General features: G+C 37.1%; 23 protein-coding genes, 1 riboswitch and 1 other annotated feature. Of the genes, 18 read left to right on the top strand and 5 right to left on the bottom strand.

The genetic code is table 11. The features are described from left to right. Position 1: 1 nt before the first annotated feature. On the bottom strand, positions 2-2,275 hold the full coding sequence (locus EJN90_RS08375; RefSeq protein WP_126110261.1) for a glycoside hydrolase family 65 protein: 2,274 nt from the start codon (positions 2,273-2,275) through the stop codon (positions 2-4). 204 nt (positions 2,276-2,479) lie between these two features. Between EJN90_RS08375 and EJN90_RS08380 the strand changes: the two genes are divergently transcribed. The 8 genes from EJN90_RS08380 to EJN90_RS08415 all read left to right on the top strand — a co-directional run bounded on the left by EJN90_RS08380 (position 2,480) and on the right by EJN90_RS08415 (position 10,218). Continuing rightward, positions 2,480-4,645, top strand: a complete 2,166-nt coding sequence (locus tag EJN90_RS08380; RefSeq protein WP_126110264.1) for a PTS transporter subunit IIBC — start codon at positions 2,480-2,482, stop codon at positions 4,643-4,645. A 70-nt stretch (positions 4,646-4,715) separates the two neighbouring features. Further along, positions 4,716-5,549 (top strand): endonuclease/exonuclease/phosphatase family protein, encoded by an 834-nt coding sequence (locus EJN90_RS08385; protein WP_126110266.1) that lies wholly within the window; start codon positions 4,716-4,718, stop codon positions 5,547-5,549. A gap of 76 nt (positions 5,550-5,625) precedes the next feature. Further along, positions 5,626-6,609: a diacylglycerol kinase family lipid kinase gene (locus EJN90_RS08390; RefSeq protein ID WP_126110268.1), complete on the top strand. Its 984-nt coding sequence runs from the start codon at positions 5,626-5,628 to the stop codon at positions 6,607-6,609. A 686-nt stretch (positions 6,610-7,295) separates the two neighbouring features. Beyond that, positions 7,296-7,802 carry a CarD family transcriptional regulator gene (locus EJN90_RS08395; protein WP_227872617.1) on the top strand — a complete coding sequence of 169 codons (507 nt, stop codon included), beginning with the start codon at positions 7,296-7,298 and terminating at the stop codon, positions 7,800-7,802. A 343-nt stretch (positions 7,803-8,145) separates the two neighbouring features. After that, the gene (locus tag EJN90_RS08400) at positions 8,146-8,571 is read left to right on the top strand and encodes a zinc ribbon domain-containing protein (protein ID WP_126110272.1); all 426 of its coding nucleotides are present in this window, start codon (positions 8,146-8,148) and stop codon (positions 8,569-8,571) included. A 17-nt stretch (positions 8,572-8,588) separates the two neighbouring features. Next, positions 8,589-9,074, top strand: coding sequence for a ribonuclease domain-containing protein (locus tag EJN90_RS08405; protein ID WP_174919280.1), 486 nt, complete (start codon positions 8,589-8,591; stop codon positions 9,072-9,074). A gap of 5 nt (positions 9,075-9,079) precedes the next feature. Then, positions 9,080-9,373, top strand: coding sequence for a barstar family protein (locus EJN90_RS08410; protein WP_126110276.1), 294 nt, complete (start codon positions 9,080-9,082; stop codon positions 9,371-9,373). A gap of 101 nt (positions 9,374-9,474) precedes the next feature. Further along, the gene (locus EJN90_RS08415) at positions 9,475-10,218 is read left to right on the top strand and encodes an alpha/beta hydrolase (protein WP_126110278.1); all 744 of its coding nucleotides are present in this window, start codon (positions 9,475-9,477) and stop codon (positions 10,216-10,218) included. A 577-nt stretch (positions 10,219-10,795) separates the two neighbouring features. Here EJN90_RS08415 and EJN90_RS08420 read toward each other — a convergent pair. Next, positions 10,796-11,218 carry a DUF2188 domain-containing protein gene (locus EJN90_RS08420; RefSeq protein WP_126110280.1) on the bottom strand — a complete coding sequence of 141 codons (423 nt, stop codon included), beginning with the start codon at positions 11,216-11,218 and terminating at the stop codon, positions 10,796-10,798. Between the two features lie 138 nt (positions 11,219-11,356). After that, positions 11,357-11,567: a binding site (T-box leader), on the top strand. An 85-nt stretch (positions 11,568-11,652) separates the two neighbouring features. Here EJN90_RS08420 and argS point away from each other — a divergent pair. After that, positions 11,653-13,344, top strand: a complete 1,692-nt coding sequence (gene argS, locus EJN90_RS08425) for an arginine--tRNA ligase (RefSeq protein ID WP_126110282.1) — start codon at positions 11,653-11,655, stop codon at positions 13,342-13,344. Between the two features lie 319 nt (positions 13,345-13,663). Here the strand turns inward: argS and EJN90_RS08430 are convergent, their stop codons facing one another. Then, positions 13,664-14,287, bottom strand: coding sequence for a CAP domain-containing protein (locus EJN90_RS08430; protein ID WP_126110284.1), 624 nt, complete (start codon positions 14,285-14,287; stop codon positions 13,664-13,666). Positions 14,288-14,454: 167 nt separating this feature from the next. Here EJN90_RS08430 and EJN90_RS08435 point away from each other — a divergent pair, with 167 nt between their 5' ends. The 9 genes from EJN90_RS08435 to EJN90_RS08475 all read left to right on the top strand — a co-directional run bounded on the left by EJN90_RS08435 (position 14,455) and on the right by EJN90_RS08475 (position 23,200). Then, a complete protein-coding gene (locus EJN90_RS08435) occupies positions 14,455-14,937 on the top strand; it encodes a GyrI-like domain-containing protein (RefSeq protein ID WP_164544045.1) in 483 nt (160 codons plus the stop codon). 15 nt (positions 14,938-14,952) lie between these two features. Then, positions 14,953-16,341 carry an MATE family efflux transporter gene (locus EJN90_RS08440; protein ID WP_227872478.1) on the top strand — a complete coding sequence of 463 codons (1,389 nt, stop codon included), beginning with the start codon at positions 14,953-14,955 and terminating at the stop codon, positions 16,339-16,341. 209 nt (positions 16,342-16,550) lie between these two features. Further along, positions 16,551-17,393, top strand: a complete 843-nt coding sequence (locus EJN90_RS08445) for a nucleotidyltransferase domain-containing protein (RefSeq protein WP_126110287.1) — start codon at positions 16,551-16,553, stop codon at positions 17,391-17,393. A gap of 78 nt (positions 17,394-17,471) precedes the next feature. After that, a riboswitch (Lysine riboswitch) is annotated at positions 17,472-17,620 on the top strand. Positions 17,621-17,740: 120 nt separating this feature from the next. After that, positions 17,741-19,132 (top strand): YfcC family protein, encoded by a 1,392-nt coding sequence (locus EJN90_RS08450; protein WP_227872479.1) that lies wholly within the window; start codon positions 17,741-17,743, stop codon positions 19,130-19,132. A 153-nt stretch (positions 19,133-19,285) separates the two neighbouring features. Next, on the top strand, positions 19,286-19,636 hold the full coding sequence (locus tag EJN90_RS14185) for a TMEM164 family acyltransferase (protein WP_126110289.1): 351 nt from the start codon (positions 19,286-19,288) through the stop codon (positions 19,634-19,636). A gap of 21 nt (positions 19,637-19,657) precedes the next feature. After that, the gene (locus EJN90_RS08460) at positions 19,658-19,870 is read left to right on the top strand and encodes a YdbC family protein (protein WP_126110291.1); all 213 of its coding nucleotides are present in this window, start codon (positions 19,658-19,660) and stop codon (positions 19,868-19,870) included. Between the two features lie 19 nt (positions 19,871-19,889). Then, complete coding sequence (locus tag EJN90_RS08465; RefSeq protein WP_126110293.1) at positions 19,890-20,261, top strand: zinc-ribbon domain-containing protein; 372 nt, start codon at positions 19,890-19,892, stop codon at positions 20,259-20,261. Positions 20,262-20,293: 32 nt separating this feature from the next. Then, a complete protein-coding gene (locus tag EJN90_RS08470; protein WP_126110295.1) occupies positions 20,294-21,079 on the top strand; it encodes a DUF975 family protein in 786 nt (261 codons plus the stop codon). A 120-nt stretch (positions 21,080-21,199) separates the two neighbouring features. Beyond that, entirely contained in the window at positions 21,200-23,200 is a 2,001-nt protein-coding gene (locus tag EJN90_RS08475) for an HIRAN domain-containing protein (RefSeq protein WP_126110297.1), read from the top strand. 195 nt (positions 23,201-23,395) lie between these two features. Here EJN90_RS08475 and EJN90_RS08480 read toward each other — a convergent pair whose 3' ends face one another. Beyond that, complete coding sequence (locus EJN90_RS08480) at positions 23,396-24,247, bottom strand: DegV family protein (protein WP_126110299.1); 852 nt, start codon at positions 24,245-24,247, stop codon at positions 23,396-23,398. Between the two features lie 249 nt (positions 24,248-24,496). Next, positions 24,497-26,314 (bottom strand): excinuclease ABC subunit UvrC, encoded by a 1,818-nt coding sequence (uvrC, locus tag EJN90_RS08485; protein WP_126110301.1) that lies wholly within the window; start codon positions 26,312-26,314, stop codon positions 24,497-24,499. Positions 26,315-26,414 lie beyond the last annotated feature (100 nt).

Here is a 26,414-nt window from a genome sequence, read left to right on the forward strand (position 1 = left end):
TTTATATCCTCCTTGTAGCAACAGAAATTTTATCTGTCAATTTAACCGTTTTGCCATATAAGTCAAGAGACAACGGGCTTCCTTCTAGCAATTCAATTGAAACTGTTTCTTTATCAGCAGTAATCAATAGTAAACGTCTGCGATAGTTAATGTGGAAAGCATAGCTATCCCATGAAGCTGGTACAAATGGTGCAAATGAAAGTGTTTCGTTCCAAGTTTTCATTTGAGCAAAGCCTTGAACAATCGCTAACCAACTTCCTGTCATTGAAGTAATATGCAGACCGTCTTCTGTATCGTTATTATAATTGTCTAAGTCAAGGCGAGCAGTACGTTGGTACATTTCAACGGCCTTGTCTTCCATGCCTAATTCTGCCGCTAAAATAGCATGAATAGAAGGGGATAGAGAAGATTCATGAACGGTCATTGGTTCGTAGAATTCAAAGTTTTTACGAATTTCTTCTTTACTATATTGGTCACCGAAGTAGTAAATACCTTGCAAGACGTCTGCTTGTTTAATGAAGCATGAACGTAAAATTTTGTCCCATGACCAATTTTGGTTAAGCGGCAGGTCAGCAGCACTTAAGTCAGTCACTGGCATCAAGTCTTTATCCAAGAATGTATCGTGTTGAACGAATACACCTGTTTCTGGATCGATTGGGTAATACATGTTCTCAGCAATATCCTCCCATTTCGCTAATTCTTCGGTTGAGATATTGATTGTTGCTTCAGCCTCGTATTTTCTGTAATTTTCAGCTGTGTAACGTAATACCCAGGCAGCAATTGTATTAGTAAACCAGTTGTTGTTTACATTGTTTTCATATTCGTTTGGCCCTGTGACACCGTGCAACATGTATTTACCGGTTCGTTTTGAGAAGTGAACGCGGTCTGCCCAGAAACGAGAAATTTCTAGTAAGATTTCCAGACCTTCTTTTTTCAGATAGCTGTCATCACCTGTGTAGTTTGTGTAGTTATAAATTGCGTAAGGGATCGCACCATTACGATGAATTTCCATAAAGGTAATTTCCCACTCGTTATGACACTCAACACCAGTAAAGGTCACCATTGGATACAAAGCACCCGCCAGACCTTGTTGACGAGCATTATGGATTGCACCATCTAGCTGATTGTAACGGTATTTCAGTAGATTCTTAGTAACGCTTGGATCAGATAAAGCCAAGTAAAGTGGTACAGCGTAGGCCTCTGTATCCCAGTAAGTTGCGCCTCCATATTTTTCGCCAGTGAAACCTTTTGGTCCAATGTTTAAGCGCTCATCTTCACCATAGTAAGTTGAGAATAATTGAAATAGATTGAAACGGATTCCTTGCTGAGCCGCGACGTCACCATCGATCACAACGTCAGCTAATTTCCAGCGCTCCATCCAAGCATCAGCATGAGCTTTTTTCAATACTTCATAACTTTCAGTCAAACCATTCAAGAGAGCCATTGCACCAGCAACTTGTTTAGCTTCTTCGATATCACGGCTGGTTACAATCGCAACGAACTTATCAACTTGCGTTATTTGTCCAGCAATTAAATCGAAAGTAAAACTTTCTTCTGTTACCAAAGCCGTTTGTTTTTGTTCACTGCTTCCGGTTGTACGGTTAGACATAGCTGCAGTGACAGTGAATTGATCGACACCAAATGGATTTGGAATCGTGCGCATTGTTAAATAAGCATTTTCTTTTTCAAAACCACGAGCGATTTCTTCCCAGAACATTTCACCATAGTTGCTGTCTTCGTTCTGAACATTCCCATCAAGCTTAGAAACAACTTTTAATATACCATTTCCAGCTAAAGTTTCGGCCGTTAAGCGGAAAGCACCGATTTCTTTTTTCGTAATGCTCAAGAATCGTTCGAAGTTAAAACGAACGGTCACACCATCAACCGTTACAGTGAAGTAGCGGTTTAAAATCCCTGTTTGCATATCCAATTCTAGATAAAATTCTTCTGGATCCATTTTTGCCAAGTCAATTGCTTGGTTGTTAATATAAAGGTCCATAGCTGCGAAGTTTACAGCATTGATTACTTTCCCAAAATATTCAGGATAACCGTTTTTCCACCAGCCAACACGGGTTTTGTCTGGGTACCAAATCCCTGCTAAATAAGTTCCGGAGTGGTGATCACCTGAGTAAGATTCTTCAAAGTTTCCTCGCATGCCCATGTAACCATTACCGATACTTGTGAGAGATTCTTGTAAACGTATATTTTCTCGATCAAGTGTGTTTGTATATACTTTCCAAGGATCAACTTGGAATAGACGTTGCATGTTGTTCATTTTATTCCTCCTAAAGATTTATATGCTCTTATAATAAACGCAACCGATTGCGTAGTCAACCTATACATGATTTTCTTATTTTTATATAGAAAAAAAAGAATATAAAGAATTTTTATAAAGGGTTTACAAAGTTTGAAAGAGAGTTTATAATGATTTTAACGAAACCGGTTGCGCCACCTGCCGGATTTTTTAGGAGGAGAGAATTTGAAAAAAATATTTAATTTTGAATTTTGGCAAAAATTTGGAAAAGCCTTGATGGTTGTTATTGCTGTTATGCCAGCAGCTGGATTAATGATTAGTATCGGTAAAACATTGCCGCTCATTAACCAAGATTTATCTTTATTGATGACAATAGGTAGCGTTATCGAAAACATTGGTTGGGGTGTTATTGGTAACCTTCATTTACTTTTTGCTTTAGCAATAGGTGGGAGTTGGGCTAAAGAACGTGCTGGCGGTACGTTTGCAGCTGGTATCGCATTTATTTTAATTAATCGTATAACTGGATCGGTTTTTGGCGTAACAAGTGATATGTTAAATGATTCTGAAGCATTTACGCATACTTTATTTGGGACGAAAATTATGGTAAATGGATTCTTCACCAGTGTTTTGGAAGCACCAGCTCTTAATATGGGGGTCTTCGTAGGGATTATTGCTGGTTTTGTAGGGGCAATGGCTTATAACAAATATTACAATTTCCGTAAATTACCAGATGCCTTATCATTCTTCAATGGTAAACGCTTTGTACCATTTGTAGTTATTTTATGGTCAACAATTATTTCACTCGTATTGGCAGGATTTTGGCCATACATTCAAGCTGGAATTAACAACTTTGGTCTATGGATTGCGCAATCACAAGACACGGCACCGATTTTAGCGCCTTTCCTATACGGAACATTGGAACGTTTGTTACTACCATTTGGCTTGCACCATATGTTGACTATTCCAATTAACTATACACAATTGGGTGGAACATACACCATTCTTTCTGGTGCTCAAGCTGGAACACAAGTATTTGGCCAAGATCCATTGTGGTTGGCCTGGGCAACTGACTTAGTAAATTTACGTGGTGTTGATGCATCACAATATGAATATGTGATGAACGGTTGGGTACCAGCTCGCTTTAAAGTTGGTCAAATGATTGGTGCTTCAGGTATTTTGATGGGACTGTCTCTTGCGATGTTCAAAAATGTGGACATTGACAAACGTAATGCGTATAAATCGATGTATATTTCAGCAGCACTAGCTGTGTTCTTGACAGGAGTAACAGAACCGCTTGAGTTCATGTTTATGTTTGCAGCAACTCCTCTGTATATCGTTTACGCTTTGATTCAAGGTGCAGCTTTCGCTATGGCGGATATCTTGCCGCTTCGCTTGCACTCATTTGGTAATATTGAATTGCTGACACGTACACCGTTGGCGGTTAAAGCGGGTCTAGGACCAGATTTGATTTACTTTATAATTGTTGTTATCGCATTTGGAGTATTGGCTTACTTTGTAGCTAACTTTATGATCCGTAAATTTAATTTTGCAACGCCGGGGCGTAATGGAAACTACGAAGTGGATGCTGGAACACCGGCAGCTACTACAGAACCAGGTGCAATTAATAGCCAAGCAGCTTCAATTATTGCTTTGTTGGGCGGAAGTGAAAATATTGTTGATGTAGATGCATGTATGACACGTCTACGTGTTACTGTTAAAGAAAACACATTGGTTGCCCAAGAACAGCAATGGAAACAACTGGGTGCCATGGGACTACTTGTCAAAGACAAGGGCGTTCAAGCTGTTTACGGTCCAAAAGCGGATGTATTGAAATCAGATATTCAAGATTTGCTCGATTCAGGTATCGACTTGTCGGCTTATACCTCAGCTGAAATAGCAACAGAGGAAACAGTTGAATCATCAATAGTTTCGGCTTCTAAAGGAGATTTATTAAACGTTGCAAAGGGTGAAGTTATAGAAATTGAAAAAGTCAATGATCCAGTTTTTGCTGGTAAAATGATGGGCGATGGCTTTGCAGTGGAGCCAACCGATGGCATAGTTTACTCACCTGTTGCAGCTAAAGTCATTTCAATTTTTCCAACGAAACACGCAATTGGTTTACAAACAGAAGCAGGGGTTGAAGTACTGGTTCACATGGGATTAAACACTGTTGAATTGAAAAATGAGGCTTTCAAGTTATATGTCACCGAAGGACAAACAGTTGAAGCTGGGAGTTTGCTGGCGGAGATGGACTTAGAATCTGTTAAGGTTGAAGGCAAAGAAACTACAATCGTTACTGTCTTTACGAATGCAGACAAACTTAAATCTTACCAATTAAATAAAATGGGCGAGCAAGCTGCCAAAACAGTGATTGGACACTTTGAAAGCTAGTCAGATAAAATAAAACACAGAAGCTGGGAAATTATTCCTAGCTTTTTGTGTCAAAAGAAAGGAAAATAATATGTCTAAAATCATGACGTTGAATACACACAGTTGGATGGAAGAAGATGCGGAGAAAAAGTTGCAGCAACTAGCAGATCAAATAGCTGAAGTTGACTATGATATCATTGCCCTGCAAGAAGTTAACCAAGAGTTGGATTCAGAAAAAACGACAACCGATTTCTTTTTCCAGCCACTGGCAGACCAAGCTGATATTCATCAAGATAACTTCGCTTATATTTTAATAGAAATACTGAAAGAAAAGGGCTTAAACTATTATTGGTCTTGGACAGCCAGTCATATTGGTTATGGCCGTTATGCTGAAGGAGCGGCTATACTATCGAAAGCTCCGATTGCGGCAGATCATTTTTTGGTTTCGCTAGAAGATGATTTTGCAGACTACCATACCCGACAAATTTTAATCGGAAAAACTCAACTCTTAGGCCAGGAAGTTCGGGTCTTGAGTAGTCACTATTCGTGGTGGAATGATGAAAAAGACTCTGGATTTGCTTATGAATGGGACAAGACACTCGCTTATCTTGAACAAGATGGCAGCCCGATTATTTTGATGGGCGACTTGAATAATGCAGCGGATGTGAGAGGGGAAGGGTATGATTATTTAAAAACAACGGCACCTCAGCTGCTGGATGCTTATGAAGAGGCTGAAGAGAGAAGTGGAAGCTACACAGTAGAAAAAAGTATAGATGGGTGGAAAGGAAACCAACAACCATTGCGAATTGATTATATTTTTATAACCGCACCATTGAAGGTTGCTTCTTATAAAGTCATTTTCGATGGTGTTGCCGGTCCGATTGTTAGTGATCATTACGGCGTGGAGGCAGAAATTTACTGCTAAGATTTTTTTAGCTAGAAAAAATAAAATGTGCTATACTGACTTGCGTATTGAATTATCGAAAGTTGAGGAAATAAATATGCGAGCAAGAGTGATTTATAATCCATCTGCAGGAAGAGAAGTTCTAACGAAAAATATGTTAGAGATTTTGCGGATTTTAGAAAGAGCTGGATATGAAACGAGTACCTATGCAACAACACCAGAACCTCATTCTGCTAAAAATGAAGCAAGAAGAGCTGCATTAGCAGGCTTTGACTTGCTTGTAGCTGCGGGAGGAGATGGAACGATAAATGAAGTTGTTAGTGGGATTGCTTCTTTAGAGAAACGTCCCAAAATTGGTATTATCCCTGCAGGGACAACTAATGACTATGCTCGGGCGTTAAAAATACCTCGAATGGATCTGCTGGCTGCCGCTGAGGTGATTGCTGCCGACCATGTCATTCCAATGGATGTGGGACAAGCGAATGGTCAATATTTCGTTAATATCGCTGCAGGAGGTTACTTGACTGATCTCACTTATGAAGTTCCCGCAAAATTGAAAACTATTTTTGGTTATCTGGCATATCTTGTTAAAGGAGCAGAGAAACTACCAAGTGTACGGCCCATTCACATGCGCGTTGAGTATGAAGGCGGCGTTTATGATGGGATGGGCTCCATGTTTTTTGTTGCGATGACAAATTCAACAGGCGGCTTTGAAATGCTGGATCCTGATATTGTATTAGGCGATGGAAAATTCTCTTTATTCATTTTAAAAACTGCAAATGTATTTGAAATATTGCAAATTATTGGAGCAGTTTTAAATGGAGGAAGACATCTAAATCATCCGCAAGTTCTATATACTAAAACAAGTTTCGTAAAGGTAGAATCAAAAGACAACCAACGAATCATGATTAATTTAGATGGCGAGTATGGAGGAGATTCTCCAACGACCTTTATTAATCATCAACAACATATTCAAATTATTGGAAATCGATCAGACTATGCAGAGCCCATTGATACATCCGAACATCGGGATGCATTTATAGATATGATTGATAAGTTGGATACCAACGAAATGGAGTAAATAAAAAATTCTCGGTTCTGCTATTAGAATCGGGATTTTTTTTATAGACTATGGGATTATAAGTTCAGCCATCAATGTCTAGCTCCCAAGTCCTGACCTAGTGAAAAAAAGATAAATTTGCCCCATTGCGCGCTTCGCTGCTCATTCAGGGTCAAATTTCCTATTTTTTCATAGGTCAAGGCGGACTTGTACGCTTTTCTTATAGACTAGGGGATTATAAGTTCAGCCATCAATGTCTAGCTCCCAAGTCCTGACCTAGTGAAAAAAAGATAAATTTGCCCCATTGCGCGCTTCGCTGCTCATTCAGGGTCAAATTTCCTATTTTTTCATAGGCCAAGGCGGACTTGTCCGCTTTTCTTATAGAGGAGGTACTATAAGTTCTGCGGACTGAGAGATGACTTGTTTCATATTCCTTGTTCTGAATTTCCATAGGATAAAAATATTTATCTAATTGTTTTCAAAAAAATGGAACTCTTTGAAACGCAATCGATTAAAAAGAAAGAAGAATAACCTTGTTTACCTTTGCAATTTCACAAAAAAGCTTTGTTTTCGCTGCTGAATTAGTACCCCTTACATTTTCTTTGTTTTTCTGTTATAATATATATATATAGTGATATGCAAAAAATAGACATTCAGATGTTTGTTTTTTTCATATAATTTAAAAAGGGGGACTTACATTGTATCAAGTGGAAGATTATGTTGTCTATGGTAACGAGGGTGTCTGTAAGATCGAGGCGATTGAAAAGCTTGATATTACTGGAGCAAATGTTGAGAAGGTCTATTATGTATTACAACCAATCTATCGAAGTGGAACAGTATACACGCCTGTCGATACAAAAGTTTCAATGAGACCCGTTATTTCCAAAGAGGCTGCTCAAACCCTGATCGAAGGAATTCCTTCCATTCAAGCGGAAATTGATGGCCCGACAAATGCTACGTTCCTAAAAAATAAATATACAGAAATGTTATTAGCAAATGATTGTGAAGAACTCATTCAATTAATTAAAACGGTTAACGTAAAAGAAGATATCGCAGAAAAGAAAAATAAAAAGCTTGGACAAACCGACAAGCACTATTTACGTAAAGCAGAAGACTTACTTTATAGTGAGTTTGCTATTGCTTTGGGTATTCCGATTAATAAAGTGCAGACTTATATAAAAGAGCGAATTGAAACTCACGCAGTTGCAAAATAAATAAGCAAGTAGAGAGCGAAAAAACAGTTCGATAATTGAAGGTGTTGGTGAATCAATTTGATTCACCAACACCTTCTTTGTTTTTGAATGCAAAAAGAATATTCACTTAGGCCAAACATTTTCATTGGGACCTGCAGTTTAATCGAGGGGAGTAGTGTCTCTCTATTGTACCGACAATAGAATAGCAATACGAAAGAAAAGTGTACGCCTGTCCAACATCATCTTATTTCTTCTGTAAAACCGAAATATCATACTTTAGTGCAGTATTCCTTCTAATACTTTTGCGTTATACTGTAATGAGTGGGAAGCTCACTTCAAGAATTAGAGGGGATGGAAAGCAAATATGAATAAGTTTTTTCAATGGATTGGGAATATTATGAAACAATCAAACCGCCCGGACGATCTTTCACGTTTTTTATTAAAAGCCGGAGTGATAATTGGAGTTTTGGGAGTAGTATTTTCAAATAAATTATTACTATGGTTGGGTTTTTCAGCAATTATCATTTTATATATACGTATTTTTTCAAAAGACAAGCAACGTTATTACCAAGAAAATCAAACTTATTTGAAGTTTAAAAACCGCTTCTTGAAATTTTTCCAAAAGAAGACGCAAACCATTCAAAATAAAAAGAATACATTGAAACAAAAGAAAACACACCGATTTTATAAATGTCCCGAATGTGGTCAAAAAGTACGTATTCCAAAAGGGAGGGGAAAAGTAACCATTACTTGTCCTTCTTGTGGGAATAAATTTGTAAAAAAAAGCTAGTAAAAGGAATATAGATGATGAAAAAGAATAAATTAATAAAATGGATCACACTGCCATCTTTGCTGTTTTTACTCTTTGGAATGCTCACAGCGTGTTCCTTAGTAGAGTTTGAGGACTTAGAATCTTACCCGGAAACTACTGTGAAAAAAGAAGTAACGGAGGGAGAAGCTTATTCCAGCAAAGAAGAGGTAGCTGAATACCTCTATATTTTTGAAGAACTTCCGCCCAACTATTTAACGAAATCAAAAGCAAGAGAGTTAGGTTGGGATAATAGTAAAGGGAACCTTTGGGAAGTGGCAGAAGGAATGTCAATTGGGGGAGACTACTTCGGTAATTATGAAGGAGCCTTGCCCGAAAAAGAAGGCAGAGATTATTATGAAGCAGATATTAATTATCAGGGAGGATACAGAAATGCGGAGCGAATTGTTTTTTCTGATGATGGCTTGATTTTTTATACGGATGATCATTATGAAACTTTCGAACAGCTTTATGGAGAGGAGTAGCAGTCATGAAAAAAATCATTTTAGATGGAAGCAGCTTTATAGATAAGGAAGCGGCACATGTTATTTTGCAAGAAAAAATGGAACTTCCAGACTATTATGGGAAGAATTTAGATGCCTTATGGGACTGCCTCTCAAGCGACTTTACGAAGCGGATGATTATTATTCAGAATCCTCATCGTATTAAAGAGAATCTAGGTAGATACGGAGAAGCATTACTACGTGTGTTTGTTGATGCAAAGAAAGCAAATCCTGCTGTAACAGTTGCATTTGCTTATAATATGAGGAAAAAAAAATCCTGAGATAATCTACAGTCTTAGGTTTTTTTTGCTTTCTACTTCTTATTATCTGTTGTTCTACTATAATAAGAAGCATAATTAAAAAAAGAAGGAAGGGATCAGAAATGAAGGCCGTTTGGAAGAAAATCTTGAGTGGGATGGTCATCATCTTTTTTATTTTTATTGGCTTATTCGCTTGGTATATAAATGACGACTATGATGCAACTGATGAAGCTCTGATAGCTTTAGAATCAAATGAAAAAGTAACGGTTTTTGAAGGAGATCCGCTTCGATTTTATCCCAAGAATGAAGAAGCTGAAATTGGAATTATTTTTTATCCTGGAGGGAAAGTGGAGGAGGAAGCTTATGCACCTTTGATGCAAAGTCTGGCTGAAGAAGGATATGCAGTTTTTTTGGCAGATATGCCCTTTGGATTGGCAGTATTCGATATTAATGCAGCTGAATCCATCATGGCAGAGCATCCCGAAATTTCACAGTGGTATGTGGCAGGACATTCGTTAGGTGGATCAATGGCTGCAATTTTTGCAAGTAATGCGGTAGAAGAGTTAGCAGGCTTAATCTTATTAGCATCCTATTCAACTGCTGATTTATCACAAACTCATTTACCAGTCTTGTCCCTATATGGGAGCGAAGACCATGTATTGAATCAAGAGAAGGTTGAAGAATATCGCTCAAAGCTGCCAGAAAATCATGATGAGATCATTATTGCAGGCGGGAATCATGCGCAATTTGGAAACTACGGTATCCAAAAAGGCGACGGAGAATCCCTCATTTCTGCTGAAGAGCAACAAAGGATTACGGTTCAGGAAATTATACAATTTATTAACGAACAAAAAACCAATCATTAATTGAAAATGATTGGTTTTTTCATAAATCAGGGTAGCGTAAGTTCTGCTTTATAAAGTTTGATGTTTTTATAGAAACAGACGTTCCAATAGGATTTCGATGCTGGACATCTTTATTTTTTAGAAATAACGACGTCCAGCAATAAATTTATCCTTGAACATCTTTATTCTAGAAAAACAAAGACATTCGAGCCGTAAAATGAACTTGAACATCGTTATTTTAGGCTAAGCGAGTACAAGTTCTGCCGTCACTGCCTAGCTACTGGGTTCGGGACTAGTAAATTTGTCTCATTGCATGCTTCGTTGCTCTCTAAGGCGGATTGCCTGTTTTTTCATAGGGAAAGCGGACTTGTCCGCTTTTCTAATAGACTAGGGGATTATAAGTTCAGCCATCAATGTCTAGCTCCCAAGTCCTGACCTAGTGAAAAAAAGATAAATTTGCCCCATTGCGCGCTTCGCTGCTCGCTAACGCATATCATTCGACTAACCCGCTGAAGCGTGAAGTCTCCTGACAATTCAGGGTCAAATTTCCTATTTTTTCATAGGCCAAGGCGGACTTGTCCGCTTTTCTAGTAAAGACTTATTCATTTTTTTTATGGGAAACAACTTTCGTCCCTCGTTTTTCAGCAATTTCTTTTGCGCGTTTTTCTGCTTCTTTTTTAGTGTCATAAGTATCCGAGGCTTGTTTTGCACCTTCTGTTTTTACTTCCCAATGTTCTTCCTCTTCAATATAGCGAACATGAACGTCTTTTTCAATATATTCTGGACCTTTATTGTCACCATCAGAATCATGTTTCGTTAAATCTTTCTCTTTTAATTCTTTTTTCTCTTTTGCAGTTGCGTCTTCTGCCCATTTTTTGGCTTGGGATGTAGCGATTGGGATAGCTCTTTCTTCTTTGTATCCATCAGCTAGCATGGCATTTGCGATATCGATTGCTTTTCGACGAGTATTCACATCTAAATTTTTCCAACTACTTGGATAATCCTGTTCTGTCCAAGGCATGTATCTTTCCTCCCAAATCTTATTAGTAGTTATAGTGTACTGAAAAAGGAAAGCAGACTCAAAACAAAACACTTTCTTCTAGATAGGGTAAAAATCAATGGACAATTGCACCTTTTCTTGCTATATTATGATAGATATAGAGATTCTATGAAGAAGAGAGTACTTTTTCATTTACGCTATGAGCGAGTGGGGATGGTGAAAGCCCACAGCGATAAGAAAAATGAACCGCACTTCTTTTGAAAATGATCTGAAAACAGTAGGATTATTCGGGTAGCTCCGTTACAGGTAAAGAGGGCGTAGCACGATTTTGCGCCAAACGAGAGTGGTACCACGGATAATCGTCTCTCTTTTGCAAGGGCAAAAGAGGACGCTTTTTTTTGTTCACCATGTGAACTCTAAGTACTTAGATAGAGATATAACAAAGGAGAAGAAGAATGGATTATAAATTATTAATTGCAAAAGAAATTCACCAGCACGTAGCGGAGCATTTAACAGAAGAGCAAATATTCGATTTGTTAGAAAATCCCAAACATGCAGACCACGGGGACGTAGCTTTTCCAGCGTTTTCTTTGGCGAAAGTATTCCGTAAAGCTCCACAAATGATTGCCAATGAATTGGCAGAAAAAATCAATCACAGTTTTATTGAAAAAACGGAAACAGTAGGACCGTACTTGAATTTCTTTTTAAATAAAAATGAAATCAGTTCCGCTGTTTTAAAAGAAATTACGACACAAAAGGATACATTCGGGGACGCTTCAATTGGCGAGGGAAAAAATGTTCCTATCGATATGTCTTCACCAAATATTGCAAAACCAATTTCAATGGGACATTTACGTTCAACGGTAATTGGTAATGCCTTAGCAAATATTGTCGAAAAAGTAGGTTATAAACCCGTAAAAATCAATCACTTAGGTGACTGGGGCACTCAATTTGGAAAGCTGATCGTGGCTTATAAAAAATGGGGCAATGAAGCTGATGTAAAAGCTGATCCCATTGCACAACTTTTGAAATTATATGTTCAATTCCATGAAGTTGCTGAAGAAGAAACAGAACTTGAAGATGAGGCACGCGAGTGGTTTAAAAAGTTGGAAGACGGTGACCAAGAAGCAAGTGAGCTTTGGAAATGGTTCCGTGAAGAATCCTTGAAAGAATTCATGAAGATTTATGAGATGTTGGATATTTCATTTGATTCATTCAATGGAGAAGCATTCTATAATGATAAAATGGATGAAGTAGTTGAATTATTAGAAGAGAAAAATCTGTTGACTACTGATCGTGGCGCTACTATTGTTGATCTAGAAAAGTATAATTTAAATCCTGCCTTAATCAAGAAAAGTGATGGAGCAACTTTGTATATTACGCGTGACTTAGCGGCAGCAATCTACCGCAAACGTACCTATGACTTCGCACTTTCCTTGTATGCAGTGGGAAATGAACAATCCAATCATTTTAAACAATTAAAAGCTGTTTTATCAGAAATGGGTTACGACTGGGCAGAAGATATGTATCATATTCCATTTGGGTTGATTACGCAAGGTGGTAAAAAACTTTCAACTCGTAAAGGAAAAATTATTCTTCTAGAAGAAGTACTGAACGAAGCAACGAATCTAGCAATGGAACAAATCAATGAAAAGAATCCTAATTTGGAAGATAAAGAAGAAGTTGCCAAACAAGTTGGTATTGGTTCCGTCATTTTCCATGATTTGAAAAATGATCGTCTGAATAACTTTGACTTTGTCCTAGAAGAAGTCGTTCAATTTGAAGGCGAAACAGGCCCTTACGTTCAATATACAAATGCGCGTGCGCTAAGTATTTTACGTAAAGCAGATGTAGAGCTGGATCTAGAAGAAAAATTAAGTTTGGATGATGAATATGCTTGGGAAGTAATTAAATTAATCAATAGTTTCCCAGATATCGTGTTGACTGCTTTTGAGAAGTTCGAACCTTCCGTTATTGCAAAATATTCATTACATTTATCGCAAGCATTTAATAAATATTATGGCAATACAAGAATTTTAATTGAAGATGAACAAAGAAATGCACGTCTTGTTCTTGTAAAAGCAACGACGGTAGTCTTGCAAGAAAGCTTACGTCTACTAGGCGTTAAAGCACCAAGTAAAATGTAAAAAAGCGAAATAAGATAGTCCGATTTTTTTGAATGTTCTACCCAGAAAAAACAGCAAGGCAGATAAAAATCTGCTTTGCTGTTTTTGTTCATAGACTAGGGGATTATAAGTTCAGCCATCAATGTCTAGCTCCCAAGTCCTGACCTAGTGAAAAAAAGATAAATTTGCCCCATTGCGCGCTTCGCTGCTCGCTAACGCATATCATTCGACTAACCCGCTGAAGCGTGAAGTCTCCTGACAAATCAGGGTCAAATTTCCTATTTTTTCATAGGCCAAGGCGGACTTGTCCGCTTTTCTTGTCCTGTAAAAATAGTTTTGATTAATAGGAACTTCCAAATATCTGAACAAGATACAATATTTCACCATCATAATAAACGCCTACCCCAAGTTCCTCAAAACCGGCTTCAATCATATTCTCGTAGTGCCCAGGGCTTTCAACCCAACCTTCAAAAAGAAATTCAGCCATACCTGGATCATCTAAGTGATAAGTTGCCATTGCCAGATTTTCACCAGTTATTGAATAGAAATATTCCAGACCACCTTCGTTTAACACTGTGTGAAACTCAGTCCCATTTGGTCTCGTATGAGAAAAACTTTCTGCAGACTCTTGTGCTCGAATATCAGCTGCACTTTGAAGAGTATCATTTTGTTGTACAGTACCAACATTTTGTTCGGTTCGTAATCGGTTGGTTAATTGTAAGATTGTATCACGAATAAGTCCTTCATCTACTGAATCTGGCTGAGAAATAGGATTATTAATGATAAAGTGTTCCATACTGGAAGAATCTTCGGAAACAGAGACAGCATCATTTGGTTCTTCAACTTGAAAGAAATTTTCAAGATAAGGAAGAATTGTCGTTACAAGTAATCCCGAGTCAATAATATAGAATAATATCGAGATGACCAGCAGAGTTGTGAGGAGTTTTTTAAAGAATTTTCGCATAAGATGATCACCTCATTGTTTGCTTTCTATTTAACTATTATAACAAAACCGCATTCATTCTGTTAGAAATTAAAAATAAGGTGTGAGTGCCATTAAGTAGTGAAACCGTTTTGATTATGCTATTCTTATTTTAATGAAGAAGAATTCATAAGAAAGAAGGGATTATGATGGGAAGAATTAGTAATTGGCAACTAATCAAACGTGAGACACAGCCTTCTTTAACAGTTCGATCAACGGTTTTATTAAAGGATTTACAAAATGAGATGGATGAAGCAAGAAACAAAGTTTTCGCATATTTAAAATTGATTGATGAATATCCAGCAGGGGCTTTCTATGCCGTATATTATTCTTTTTCCAAAAAAGAAGTAGATCTGGAAGCTGGCTTTCCAGTATATCGGAAGATGGATGGAGAAGAAGAGATACAGCCAGCTGAAAAGTCAGCAGGGCTTTTTCTTTCTTGTTATCATCAAGGGCCTTATCGGAAAATTCCATCAGTTTATAAAGAAATGGATCAGTGGTTAGAGGAGCATTCCTTTGAGACTTCTGGGATTTCAGAAGAAAATTATTTAAATGAGAATGTTGATGAAAATTTTTTCCTTACGCAAATATTAATTCCCGTTCAAGAAAAAAATAAAGATGTAAAAGTTTAATGGAGGAGATATTTTGTGAGCAATAACGGTCAAAGAGAAAATAAAATGGGTACGATGCCAATCAAGCGTTTGCTGATTAATATGTCAGTACCAATGATGATATCGATGCTTGTTCAATCTTTATATAATATTGTTGATAGTATTTTTGTAGCACAAATTAGTGAAGAAGCGTTGACGGGAGTATCGCTTGCTTTTCCAATTCAAACACTTATGATTTCTCTAGCAGTTGGTTCAGGAGTGGGGATGAATGCTCTTGTTTCGAGAAGACTTGGGCAAAAACGTTTTGAAGAAGCCAATCAAACAGCGGAAAATGCTATATTCTTAAATGTTATTCACAGTTTTCTCTTCTTTCTTTTTGGCATTTTCCTAGTAAGAGCTTTTTTTACTGCTCAAACTTCGAATGCGGAAATTCTGCGTCATGGGAAAGATTACTTGGACATTGTCACAATATTTAGTTTTGGACTTTATATGCAAGTTACTTTTGAAAGGATGCTTCAGTCAACGGGTTTGTCAATCTATTCGATGATTTCCCAAGCAACCGGTGCCATTACCAATATTATTCTGGATCCGATTTTTATTTTTGGATGGTTTGGCCTGCCGGCGATGGGAACAAAGGGGGCTGCAATTGCGACTGTCATTGGGCAGTTGTTAGCTGCATTACTAGGGGTGTATTTTAATATACATTTTAATAAGGAACTTCGTTTATCATTGAAAAAGTTTCGTCCGAGTATTCAGATTGCCAAAGATATTTATGCAATTGGAATACCTTCAATTGTCATGATGGCGATCGGTTCCGTATTAAACTTATCAATGAATAATATTTTAATATCATTTACAGCAACTGCGACAGCTGTTTTTGGAGTGTATTTCCGCCTGCAAAGCTTCGTCTTTATGCCTGTCTTTGGCATGAATAATGGGATGGTTCCCATCCTCGGTTATAATTTGGGTGCAATGCAACCAGATCGGATAAAAGATACGATTAAGTTAGCTGTCAGGTATGCAGTAATCATTATGCTCATTGGAACAGTTATTTTTCAGTTATTCCCAGAAGCGCTATTAGCACTCTTTAATGCTTCGGACGGTATGCTTAAAATTGGAATTCCGGCTCTTCGCATTATCAGTATTCATTACATTATTGCAGGAGTCAGTATTGTATTAAGTTCGGCATTTCAAGCTTTCGGATATGGAAAATACAGTCTGGTCGTTTCACTCACTAGACAAATTCTTGTTCTTTTACCAGTAGCATATTCAATGTCGCTTACTGGGAATGTAAACAATATTTGGTGGGCCTATCCAATTGCCGAAGTGGTTTCCTTGATATTTTGTATATTCTTTATGAAACGGATTAACCAAAAACAAATCGAGCCATTATATGATATGGTAGCTCAACAATTGACAGAATGAAAAAACGACTAATCAAAATCTTTCTAAAAGTTTTGATTAGTCGTTTTGTCTTCCGTATTATTTAGTGTTGATAGAATGGTTGGAGCAATCTTCCAGAAGAAGTTTCTTTCAGCCATCAATGTCCAGTGGTATGAGACTGTCCCTTGGAAATTATTGGCATCGTTGACTAAACTACTATATGATTAAAGAAAAATAATTGAGGTGGAAGAATGGATGTATCAAAATGGATAAGTGTACTCTCGGAAGTTGATGGGATAGACGGTATTGTTTTAGGCGGATCAAAAAGCAGAGGAGAAGCAGACATTCATTCAGATACAGATATTGGTGTGTATTATCATGAATCAATAAATTGGGATGAATTCGAGGAGGTTTTAAGGACTCTTTCAGAACAGAGAAGAGAAGGAGAGAAAGTACTTTTTCTGCCTGGAGAATGGGGTCCATGGGTAAACGGAGGCGCATGGCTAACAATTGCTGGGGATGCTTATGATGTAATTTTACGGGATACCAAACGCGTAAAAAAAGAAATTAATGAATGTTTAAATGGTACGATCACGATTGATTACCAAGTCGGACATCCTTTTGGATATGTAAATACCATTTATGCTGCGGAAGTTCATTATGCTGAAATTTTGTGGGAGAAAGAAAGTCGACCGATAAGCCAATTAAAGAATCAGCTGCATTCCCAAGGTCCTCTCCCTTCTAAAATGAAAGAAGCATCCATTGACAGATTTTTATTTGAAGCGCAATTTTCCATGGATACTGCGAGAAAAGCGGTTCTTAAAGGAGACGTTCATTATGTAAATGGTTGTTTTTTTAGGACGGTCAGTTGCTGGAATCAAGTATTGTATGCATTGAATGATCGCTTTATGATGAATGAAAAAGGGAGCTTGAAAGTTGCGAACCAGTTACCGATCTCTCCAGAAGCATATCTCGTTCGTGTATACCAAGCGTACCAGTACTTTTCTGAACATAACCCTCAACTTGGCTTTGAAGAATTTGAATTATTACAAACAGAAATAGTAGAATTAATAAACAAAAATTCCCGAAAATGAAATATTGATTAAAAGGACAATTTCTGTTTGTATTATCATACTGTTCACGTTAATATAGTACAGATGATAATCATGTTCAATTTTGAAAGAGGATGCGAAAAACAATAGTAGGTTTCGAAAGGGTTTTTCGCCGAAATGCAGTCAATTCTGTGTTGGGGTCCGTTTAAATAAGACGGACACTGCCTGATAGCCTTGCCCAAAGACTATTAAGGAGTGCTTTCCTAATTGAGGGCAGAAGGATAATCCCCAACAGCCTTTTGCTCATTGGGGATTTTTTGTGCTTATTTTTAGCTTTTTTCGCTTTTCATGATTGCAAAGGAATGAAAATATAGTTAGGTGGGTAAATTGTGAAAAAGAAAAAAAGAACATTCCAGATTCCTCATACGTATGTATTGTTAATAGGGGTCATGTTAATAATGGCATTGCTGACTTGGATTATTCCAGCAGGGCAATTTGAAGTAATTGAACAAGGTGGTCGTACCATTTCTTTACCGGGATCTTGGCACTCGGTTGATCAGAAACCGCAGGGATTCTTCGATATTATTAATTCGATTCCTAGGGGACTATCCGAATCAGCCGACATTTCCTTCTTTATTTTTCTTATTGGAGGTGCTTTTACTGTCATTAATGAAACAGGAATGGTAGAAGCATTGATTTATAAAGCTTCACAAAAGTTAAAAGGAAGAGAAAGTTTAGTAATTCCAGTATTTTTAATGATTTTTGGGATTGCAGGAGCAACACTCGGTTTTTCCGAAGAAACAATTGTCTTCATCCCCATGGGAATTTCATTAGCACTTGCGTTAGGCTATGATGCGATTGTCGGCATGAGTATTGTTGCATCTGGAGCTGCAATTGGCTTTAGTGCTGGATTTATGAACCCGTTCGCAGTAGGGATTGCACAAGGAATTGCAGAATTACCAACATTCTCTGGAATAGGAATGAGAATTGCACTATTCCTTGTATTGTGGGTAATCACATCTTTTTACATTATGCGCTATGCAAAAAAAGTAAAAGAAGATCCTACAAACAGTCTAGTCTATTCCTCTTATAAAAAGGAAATAGAAGTTGAAAAAAACACATTTATCGAAATGAATAAACGTCACATTATTGTTGGTTTAATCTTTCTAGCTGGTATGTGTACCATTGCCTTTGGTGTTATCCAATATGGTTGGTATATCCAAGAAATTGGAGCAATCTTCATGACGACAGGAATTATTGCTGGATTTGCCTATGGATACAACCCCTCAAAAATTGCTGATTTATTTGTAGCCGGTGCAAAAGATATGATTTTTGCAGCTTTAATTGTTGGAGTAGCACGCTCAATCGTTATTGTGATGGAAGACGGAATGATTATCGATACAATCGTAAACTTTTTGGCAAATAGTGTACAAGGGTTGCCAGGAGCATTTGCGGCAATTGCGATGTATATTATTCAAATCATTATTAACTTTATTATTCCATCTGGCTCTGGACAGGCAGCAGCAACGATGCCAATTATGGTGCCATTAGCTGATGCAGTTGGTATTACACGACAAACTGCTGTTATGGCTTATCAATTGGGGGCAGGATTTATGGATTCCATTATGCTGACTTCCGGTGTGTTGATGGCTCAGTTGTCTATTTCAAAAATACCTTACAATAAATGGGTACGGTATTTAGGACCACTAATGGGGATTTGGTTATTAATCGGTGTTGTTTTCTTAGTAATTGCGTATTACACAAATTATGGACCATTTTAATAGAAAAAGAGAGGCCCTGTGCAGAAATGCGCAGGCCTTTTTCTGTTACAAAAAATTGCAATTTTCTTTGAAAAATAATAGACTGAAATGGAAGGAGGAAGGGCTATGGAGGCTTGATACATTGAAGTTTTTAATAAAGATCATTTTCTTTATATGGGAATCGTAATTTTTTGGCTGTCCCTTTTACAACAAATAGTTCTTTATTCATGGTATCTTATAGAAACCAACATTAATATTTCAGAGTCTTTGCCCCTTCATATTTGTCGGATCTCTACTGTTTTAGGTATTATATACTTAATGAACCAGGAAAATTTGCTCATGGATAGTGTGTTTTATTTTGGTCTAATTGCTTGCGGGCCTTTTTCAAAATATGCCAGAAGCTATCTATGTACCATTATTAATCGTCTTTACAGTATTTATATTTTATTTAGGATACAGAGTAGCGAATCACTTGATTCTGATTCAAGAAAAGAAAGGAATTCGTTGATTATTAAAATAATATAGAAGAAAAAGGAGAGAAAGAATATGGCTGATATAAAATTTGAAATCGTCGCTCATATTGGTGTACTGAGCACATCTAAAAAAGGATGGACAAAAGAATTGAATGTAGTAAGTTGGAATGAAGGCCAGCCGAAATATGATATTCGGGAATGGAGCCCAGATCACACAAAGATGGGGAAAGGTATTACATTAAATGAAGAGGAAATTGGGCAACTACGTCTGTTAATCATTAATTAATCGGGAAGGATGACGAACCATGTTTCTATTTTTTGATGTGAGTCAATATAGAAAACAACTGGAGTATAATCAAACGATTACTTGTAATCATTGTGGTCATTTTGGAAGATACGAGATATATATTATAGGAAATCGATTCCGATTATTTTTTATTCCTATTTTTATTTTTGGAAAAAAATACATGGTTCGTATGACTTGTTGTGATACTTGTTACCTCCTAGATAATAAAAAAGGAAAAGCTATTGAAAAAAGAGAGCCGGTCAGGATTGAAGAAGATGATTTAGAATTATATCATTCTGGCAGACCAGCAACAGGAATTTGTCCACACTGTAAACGACCGTATGTTTCTGGCTCAAATTTTTGTCCGCAATGCGGAAAACCGCTTCACTAAAGGGAAATCGTCAATTATAGGAGGAATGTACTGTGAGAAGTAACAAAGAGATTCGATTAATTGGAAGAGAAAATTTAAGAGGGAATTATTTAATATCGATTGGAAATATGTTTTTAATTTCATTTTTTAGTTTTTTGGTCCAAAGTTTACTAAGTAGATTATTTGGAGTCCCAGGGCTCCCGCTTGATTATACCAGTTCTTATATGCCAGCTGGAGGAGAGTGGAGGCAGACAATCGTAACGTTAATCGTTTCGTTCATCAGCGCGCTGCTCGCTCTTGGATTTACTTGGGGATTTTTAGATATACAAGATGGTGAAAGAATGACAGTAGGACATTTATTTCTTCCATTTAAAGAAAACTTTTTAAAAGCAGTAGGTTTTTCATTTTTAAAGCAATTATTAATTGTATTATGGACACTATTATTCATTATTCCAGGAATTCTCAAAAGTTATTCATGGGCAATGGCAGAATATGTTTTCTACGATCATCGTGATTTGCCGAATAAAATGATTCTTGATGAAAGTGAACAATTAATGCGGGGGAATCGCTGGAAATTATTTAAATTGGATTTCTATTACTTTATTTTCTATTTCATTCCAGTCGCGATTTTTATTGGTGGAATCCTTTATTTCATGTTTGTTGGCGGAAATGAACCGTCTTACGGATTTGCTCTTTTGGCTTGGCTTCTTCTTGCGTATGTTGCTGTGATCGTGTTTACATTAGTCTGTGCATTCATTATTGAACCAAGAAGAAACTCTGCTCACGCTGCTTTTTACATGGAACTGGTAGAACGAGAATCAAATGAATTAGAAATATAAAAAGTGAAAAATGAGCAAAAACATTTTTGTTGATGCTCATTTTTTGTTTACCATAATTATGATATGATGGATGTATATAATAAGTAGACAAATGGCGTAAATGAGGTAAGGTGAGGTCAAATGGAAAAGCAAAAGAGCATCTATGAAGAAATTTTAAGGAAAAGAGAAGAGGACGCAACCCTTCCGTATACTTTTCAAGATCCAGAGACTGCCGGAAGAGAAGACACCTTGTTCATTTTAATGACAGAAGGGATATCATATACACAAAAAGAAGAAATCGCCTTGCAATGTTGTCAGATATTACTAGAAGTAGTAGAAAAAAAGAATGACCTTTCTAAAAAGAAACTGAATGATTTTTTGGGAGAATATCCCATGAGACTCTTTTTTATCGAGCTTCGAGAGCGATTACAGGTTTTAATTGAACATGATAAGCTTGATGTTCAAGAGCTGCATAATTTAGGGATGCGTTTAACGAGAAACAGTCATCATTTGGAAGAAGTAAAACTTGGGATTATGTTACTAGGTTTTTCGCTCAATGACTTAACACAAAAAATTTTGCGAATCGTTGGTTATCACAGTGACTTTACGATTTATGTTGCGGAAAGTATCAAAAATTCTTCTCTTAAAGAAAACAGTTTTATTTTTGAATTATTGCAGCACACGGATGGTTATGGCAAGCTGGCAGCTTTGTTTTTACTGAAACCTGTCTTAGAGGAACAAAAAAAATGGGTTATCCACAGGGGAATCAAAAGCGGTTTTCTTTCAAGTGTATATGTAAACATCGCACTTCAGAAAACAGATATTCGTCATTATTTATTTTATTCAGCGATTACAAAAGAGAACTATCAAGATTTTTTATATGTACTCGCTTATCGTGAACCAAACGAGGAAGAGCATTTATCGGACGAAATGATTTTGTTCATGCGAAAAATAGTTGAAGCAAGGGAACATGCCACGACTTTTATTGAACAAGCAGGCTTGGTTATGATTTGGTTGCAAATTATTGATAGCTGGAAACAAGATTACACGTATTTAGAAAAACAGCTGGATCAAACGGAGCACGTTAATGAGTATTGGGATAAACGCTTTAAAGACTATGAAGAAATGATCCGTATGATTGAAGTGTTTTTGAATAAAGCGAAATGGCAACAAATTGCTTTAAATGAATTAACCATACCAAAAGAAACAGATTATCTTATAGTGAGCGTTCTTCAATTTTTAGAAATGAAACCAGAAATGTCTGCCTTCTATACGAGGCTTTCTCGAAATCCACTAGGCTTGAATTTGTTGGATTTCTTTCTAGCGAATCATGCGAACCACTATTTCAGTGATGTGTGCGACTACTTATCGAACTTGCTAAGTGATCAGCTATTCGAATTGCCGTTTAAGTTCGATGAGGGACCAGAACAAGAGTCGCGAGATTTGTTTAAAGTAAACATTTGGCTGGAGACTTTACTCAAAACGATGTTGGAAAAAGAACTTTTTGATATGGATTGGTGTTTGGACGCATTAAATTACTACCATCCTAAAATTCGTAGATTAGCGCTGCAGGTACTCAGAAAGTATCAGGAAAATTGGGACGAAGATGAAGTTTTTGATGCGTTAGAAGATTTATTTGAATTTGAAGAAAACAAAAAAAATATCCGCTTATTAAGACGGTTGCTACAAAAAGAAAGTGAGGGGCTCACGGAAGAAAGAAGAACGCTCCCGGTCAAAAATGTTGTAACTGAAAAATCAGTGACTGATAAAAAATTATTGGATACTTATATTGCGGGGATGAGCTACCATGATTTATCAATTGTTGAAGAACTGATTAAGAAAGGAAAGATACTTCAACTCGTACGAGAAAAAGAGAATGAGTATGATCGCTTTGCAATAGCCATCACCTTAGAGAATGGTTATCTTATCGGTTATGTCCCCAGAGCAGATAATCGGGTTTTGGCAACGTTATTAGATAATGAGGAAGTACTTTACGCTGAGGTTGAGGTGGATGACTTAGAAGAAGATGAAACGATGATTTCGATTCATTTACGAAAGAAAAATGAAGGTCCTTTAAAAGAAAAACCAAGAACATCCGCAAACGTCGTCCAGTTTCCTAGTAAAAAAAACCATGAAGAATAAATTTTCTTCATGGTTTTTTAGGCTCTAACATTTCTAGTATTGGTGTCTCAAAGGGAGAGTAAGCGCTGAAGCGTAACTCTCCCTATTCCGCGTTGGATTCTCCACGTGGCTATAAGCAATCCCTATTCTGTCAGAAATTTCAAGATGATCCTTTTACAATTCTGCCAATACTAAAAATAGAGAGCCTTTTTATAATTATTCGTATTCATTCATATAGAAAAGCCCAATTGTACCCATACCTGTGTGTGCAGAAACAACCGCTCCGATTGGATAATCGATCACTTCAGCTGGCTTGATATTTTCTTGAATATATTCTTTCATGTCTTTGACTGTTTCAACTTCATTTGTATGGACAATCAAAACAGTCTGTTTTTCAATTTGCTGTGCTTCAGCTTCTAAACGGCTGTACATTTTATTCAGTACTTTTTTTCGACCTCGTAATTTTTCTTGTGGTTCTAGTCTTCCGTCGACTACTTCTAACAAGGGATGAATATTTAATAGCCCTCCTAAGAATGCACTTGATTTTGAAAGTCTTCCACCTTCAGCTAAGTAATTTAGATCTTGAACGGTAAAAATCGATACGACATGTTTTACCATAAAATGGATCCGTTCTTCAATTTCATCAAGTGTGAATCCCTCCTCTTTCATTTGGACTGCTTCTCGAACCATTAAAGCAATTCCTAAAGAAGCATTTTGAGAATCAATTAAACGTAAATCAAATTCAGGGTAGTCTTCTTTTACTTGAGTATATGCTAGAACTGCAGCTTGATAAGTACCGGATAGGTTACTTGATAAAGCAATATAAATGCCACATTCTTTACTTTCCGCTAACCTGCGGAATGCAGCGTCAAATTTTTCTAAAGCAACTTGACTCGTACTCGGGTGCTTGCCTTCTTTGATAAACGAATAAATTTGTTCATTCGTAATTTCATACTTATCAATATATTCTTTGTCATCCAGGATGACGGATAATGGCAAAACATCTACTTCATGATTTTGAAGATAGGATAATGGTAAATCACAAGCACTATCAACAATAACTTTCATTTAAATTCCTCCTAAACCTCTCAAAAATCTTTTCATTTAGTATAGCACGTAATTTATTTTTCTGAAGAAGGATTTTTTTCTTGTAGACTAGGGGATTATAAGTTCAGCCATCAATGTCTAGCTCCCAAGTCCTGACCTAGTGAAAAAAAGATAAATTTGGCCCATTGCGCGCTTCGCTGCTCGCTAACGCATATCATTCGACTAACCCGCTGAAGCGTGAAGTCTCCTGACAATTCAGGGTCAAATTTCCTATTTTTTCATAGGCCAAGGCGGACTTGTCCGCTTTTCTTGTTTCGGAAAGACATCTTTGATACTGCTTGCAACTTTTTCAGGAATTCCTAGTTTTTGAATATCCTCCACACTCGCTTCTCGAATTTTCGTCATTGTTTTAAAGTGCCGCAATACTTTTGTTCGTGTCTTTGGCCCAACACCTTCGATTTGATCGAGTTGCGAAGAAAAACTATTTTTCCCACGTACTTGGCGATGGAAGGTAATAGCGAAGCGGTGAACTTCGTCTTGAATTCTTTGAACTAGATGGAAGGCTTGACTTCTAGGATCCAGTTCGACAAGTTCGTTTTCATCACCAAACATAAGTGATGCGGTTTTATGCTTATTATTTTTAACCATTCCAGCTACTGGAATATAGATACCCAACTCATCTTCCAACACTTCTTTTGCGGCGCGTATCTGGACTTTTCCGCCATCCATCAAGATGAGATCCGGAAGAGGGCGCTGTTCTCTTAGCAAGCGTGTATAGCGGCGGCGAATAACTTCTTGCGTTGTCGCAAATTCGTTACTGCCTTCTACTGTTTTTATTTTATACTTTCGGTAAGATTTTCGGTCAGGCTGGCCATCTTTATAAACAACCATTGCAGATACTGGATTTGTACCCTGAATGTTGGAGTGGTCAAACGCTTCAATTGTTTCCAAGTAAGTACTTCCTAGTGCTTCTGATAATTCTTGGATGGCACCGACAGTCTTATTTTTATTGCGTTCAATCATCATAAATTTTTCATTAAGAGCCAGCTCGCTATTGGTAATGGCCAAATCCAAAATACTCTTTTTGTTGCCGCGTTTTGGAACGTGCACTTTTGTATTATCTAGTGTTTCTGAAAGCAATTCGATGTCGACTCCGTCAGGAACTAAAATTTCTTTTGGCAAAATGTGATTTTGTTCTTGATAGAATTGAACGATAAAAGAAACAAGCTCTTCTTCTGGTTTACCGTAACTAGGGAAGAGAGCCGCTTCACGTTTGATTACAGTTGATTGACGTAATAAGAAAACCTGAATCGAAATCCATCCTTTGTCCATATGGAAGGCAAAGACATCTCGATTTGTATAATCACGAGACATAATAGTTTGTTTTTCCACCGTTGCTTCGATATAACGAATCTGGTCGCGGTAATCAGCTGCTTGTTCAAAATTCATTTCACTTGCAGCTTTCCCCATTTTTTCCACGAGGTTTTGCTTGATTTCTTTCACTTCCCCATTCAAGAAACGGGTAATCCTGCTGATTTGTTGTTCATACTCTTCCACCGATACTTCATGGTCGCAGCAACCAATACACTGGCCCATGTGGTAATAAAGGCAAGCTCGTTTTTGATTCTTGCTGCATTTTCTAAGTGGATAAACTTTCTGTATAAATTGTTGGGTTTCTGTTGCAGCATAAACATTTGGATAAGGTCCAAAGTAAATCCCGCCGTCTTCTTCAACAGTTGAAGTGATAACCAATTGCGGATCTCTTTCATTGGTAATCTTCAAGTAAGGATACATGCTGCCTTGTTTTAGTTTTATATTATATTTTGGCTGATACTGTTTGATTAGACTAATTTCTAATAATAACGATTCTTTATTTGTTTTTGTAACAATAAATTCAAAATGATCAATGTCTGCTACAAGTAAAGCTGTTTTTCCTTCATGTTTTGAATGAAAGTAAGACTTTACTCGACTGCGTAAGTTTTTTGCTTTTCCAATATAAATAATATCATTCTCTTTGTTACGCATAATATAGCAGCCCGGCAACTCAGGTAGAATCGCCAGTTTCTGATTTATTTCTTCTCTGCTCATACTTTCCAATCCTTTACAATCTGATAAATATAGTATAACACGAGTTCGTAAATTCTGATGAGTGAAGGATCAATAGTTGGAAACGGAAAAGAGGGATCTT

This window comes from Jeotgalibaca ciconiae (assembly GCF_003955755.1).
Classification (GTDB): domain Bacteria; phylum Bacillota; class Bacilli; order Lactobacillales; family Aerococcaceae; genus Jeotgalibaca; species Jeotgalibaca ciconiae.

Excerpts from the sequence above, each read along its gene's own strand:
- EJN90_RS08375 (WP_126110261.1), bottom strand. The coding sequence starts at position 2,275 with ATGAACAACATGCAACGTCTATTCCAAGTTGATCCTTGGAAAGTATAT.
- EJN90_RS08385 (WP_126110266.1), top strand. The coding sequence starts at position 4,716 with ATGTCTAAAATCATGACGTTGAATACACACAGTTGGATGGAAGAAGAT.
- EJN90_RS08390 (WP_126110268.1), top strand. The coding sequence starts at position 5,626 with ATGCGAGCAAGAGTGATTTATAATCCATCTGCAGGAAGAGAAGTTCTA.
- EJN90_RS08400 (WP_126110272.1), top strand. The coding sequence starts at position 8,146 with ATGAATAAGTTTTTTCAATGGATTGGGAATATTATGAAACAATCAAAC.
- EJN90_RS08405 (WP_174919280.1), top strand. The coding sequence starts at position 8,589 with ATGAAAAAGAATAAATTAATAAAATGGATCACACTGCCATCTTTGCTG.
- EJN90_RS08410 (WP_126110276.1), top strand. The coding sequence starts at position 9,080 with ATGAAAAAAATCATTTTAGATGGAAGCAGCTTTATAGATAAGGAAGCG.
- EJN90_RS08415 (WP_126110278.1), top strand. The coding sequence starts at position 9,475 with ATGAAGGCCGTTTGGAAGAAAATCTTGAGTGGGATGGTCATCATCTTT.
- EJN90_RS08420 (WP_126110280.1), bottom strand. The coding sequence starts at position 11,218 with ATGCCTTGGACAGAACAGGATTATCCAAGTAGTTGGAAAAATTTAGAT.
- argS (WP_126110282.1), top strand. The coding sequence starts at position 11,653 with ATGGATTATAAATTATTAATTGCAAAAGAAATTCACCAGCACGTAGCG.
- EJN90_RS08430 (WP_126110284.1), bottom strand. The coding sequence starts at position 14,287 with ATGCGAAAATTCTTTAAAAAACTCCTCACAACTCTGCTGGTCATCTCG.
- EJN90_RS08435 (WP_164544045.1), top strand. The coding sequence starts at position 14,455 with ATGGGAAGAATTAGTAATTGGCAACTAATCAAACGTGAGACACAGCCT.
- EJN90_RS08445 (WP_126110287.1), top strand. The coding sequence starts at position 16,551 with ATGGATGTATCAAAATGGATAAGTGTACTCTCGGAAGTTGATGGGATA.
- EJN90_RS14185 (WP_126110289.1), top strand. The coding sequence starts at position 19,286 with ATGGGAATCGTAATTTTTTGGCTGTCCCTTTTACAACAAATAGTTCTT.
- EJN90_RS08460 (WP_126110291.1), top strand. The coding sequence starts at position 19,658 with ATGGCTGATATAAAATTTGAAATCGTCGCTCATATTGGTGTACTGAGC.
- EJN90_RS08465 (WP_126110293.1), top strand. The coding sequence starts at position 19,890 with ATGTTTCTATTTTTTGATGTGAGTCAATATAGAAAACAACTGGAGTAT.
- EJN90_RS08475 (WP_126110297.1), top strand. The coding sequence starts at position 21,200 with ATGGAAAAGCAAAAGAGCATCTATGAAGAAATTTTAAGGAAAAGAGAA.
- EJN90_RS08480 (WP_126110299.1), bottom strand. The coding sequence starts at position 24,247 with ATGAAAGTTATTGTTGATAGTGCTTGTGATTTACCATTATCCTATCTT.
- uvrC (WP_126110301.1), bottom strand. The coding sequence starts at position 26,314 with ATGAGCAGAGAAGAAATAAATCAGAAACTGGCGATTCTACCTGAGTTG.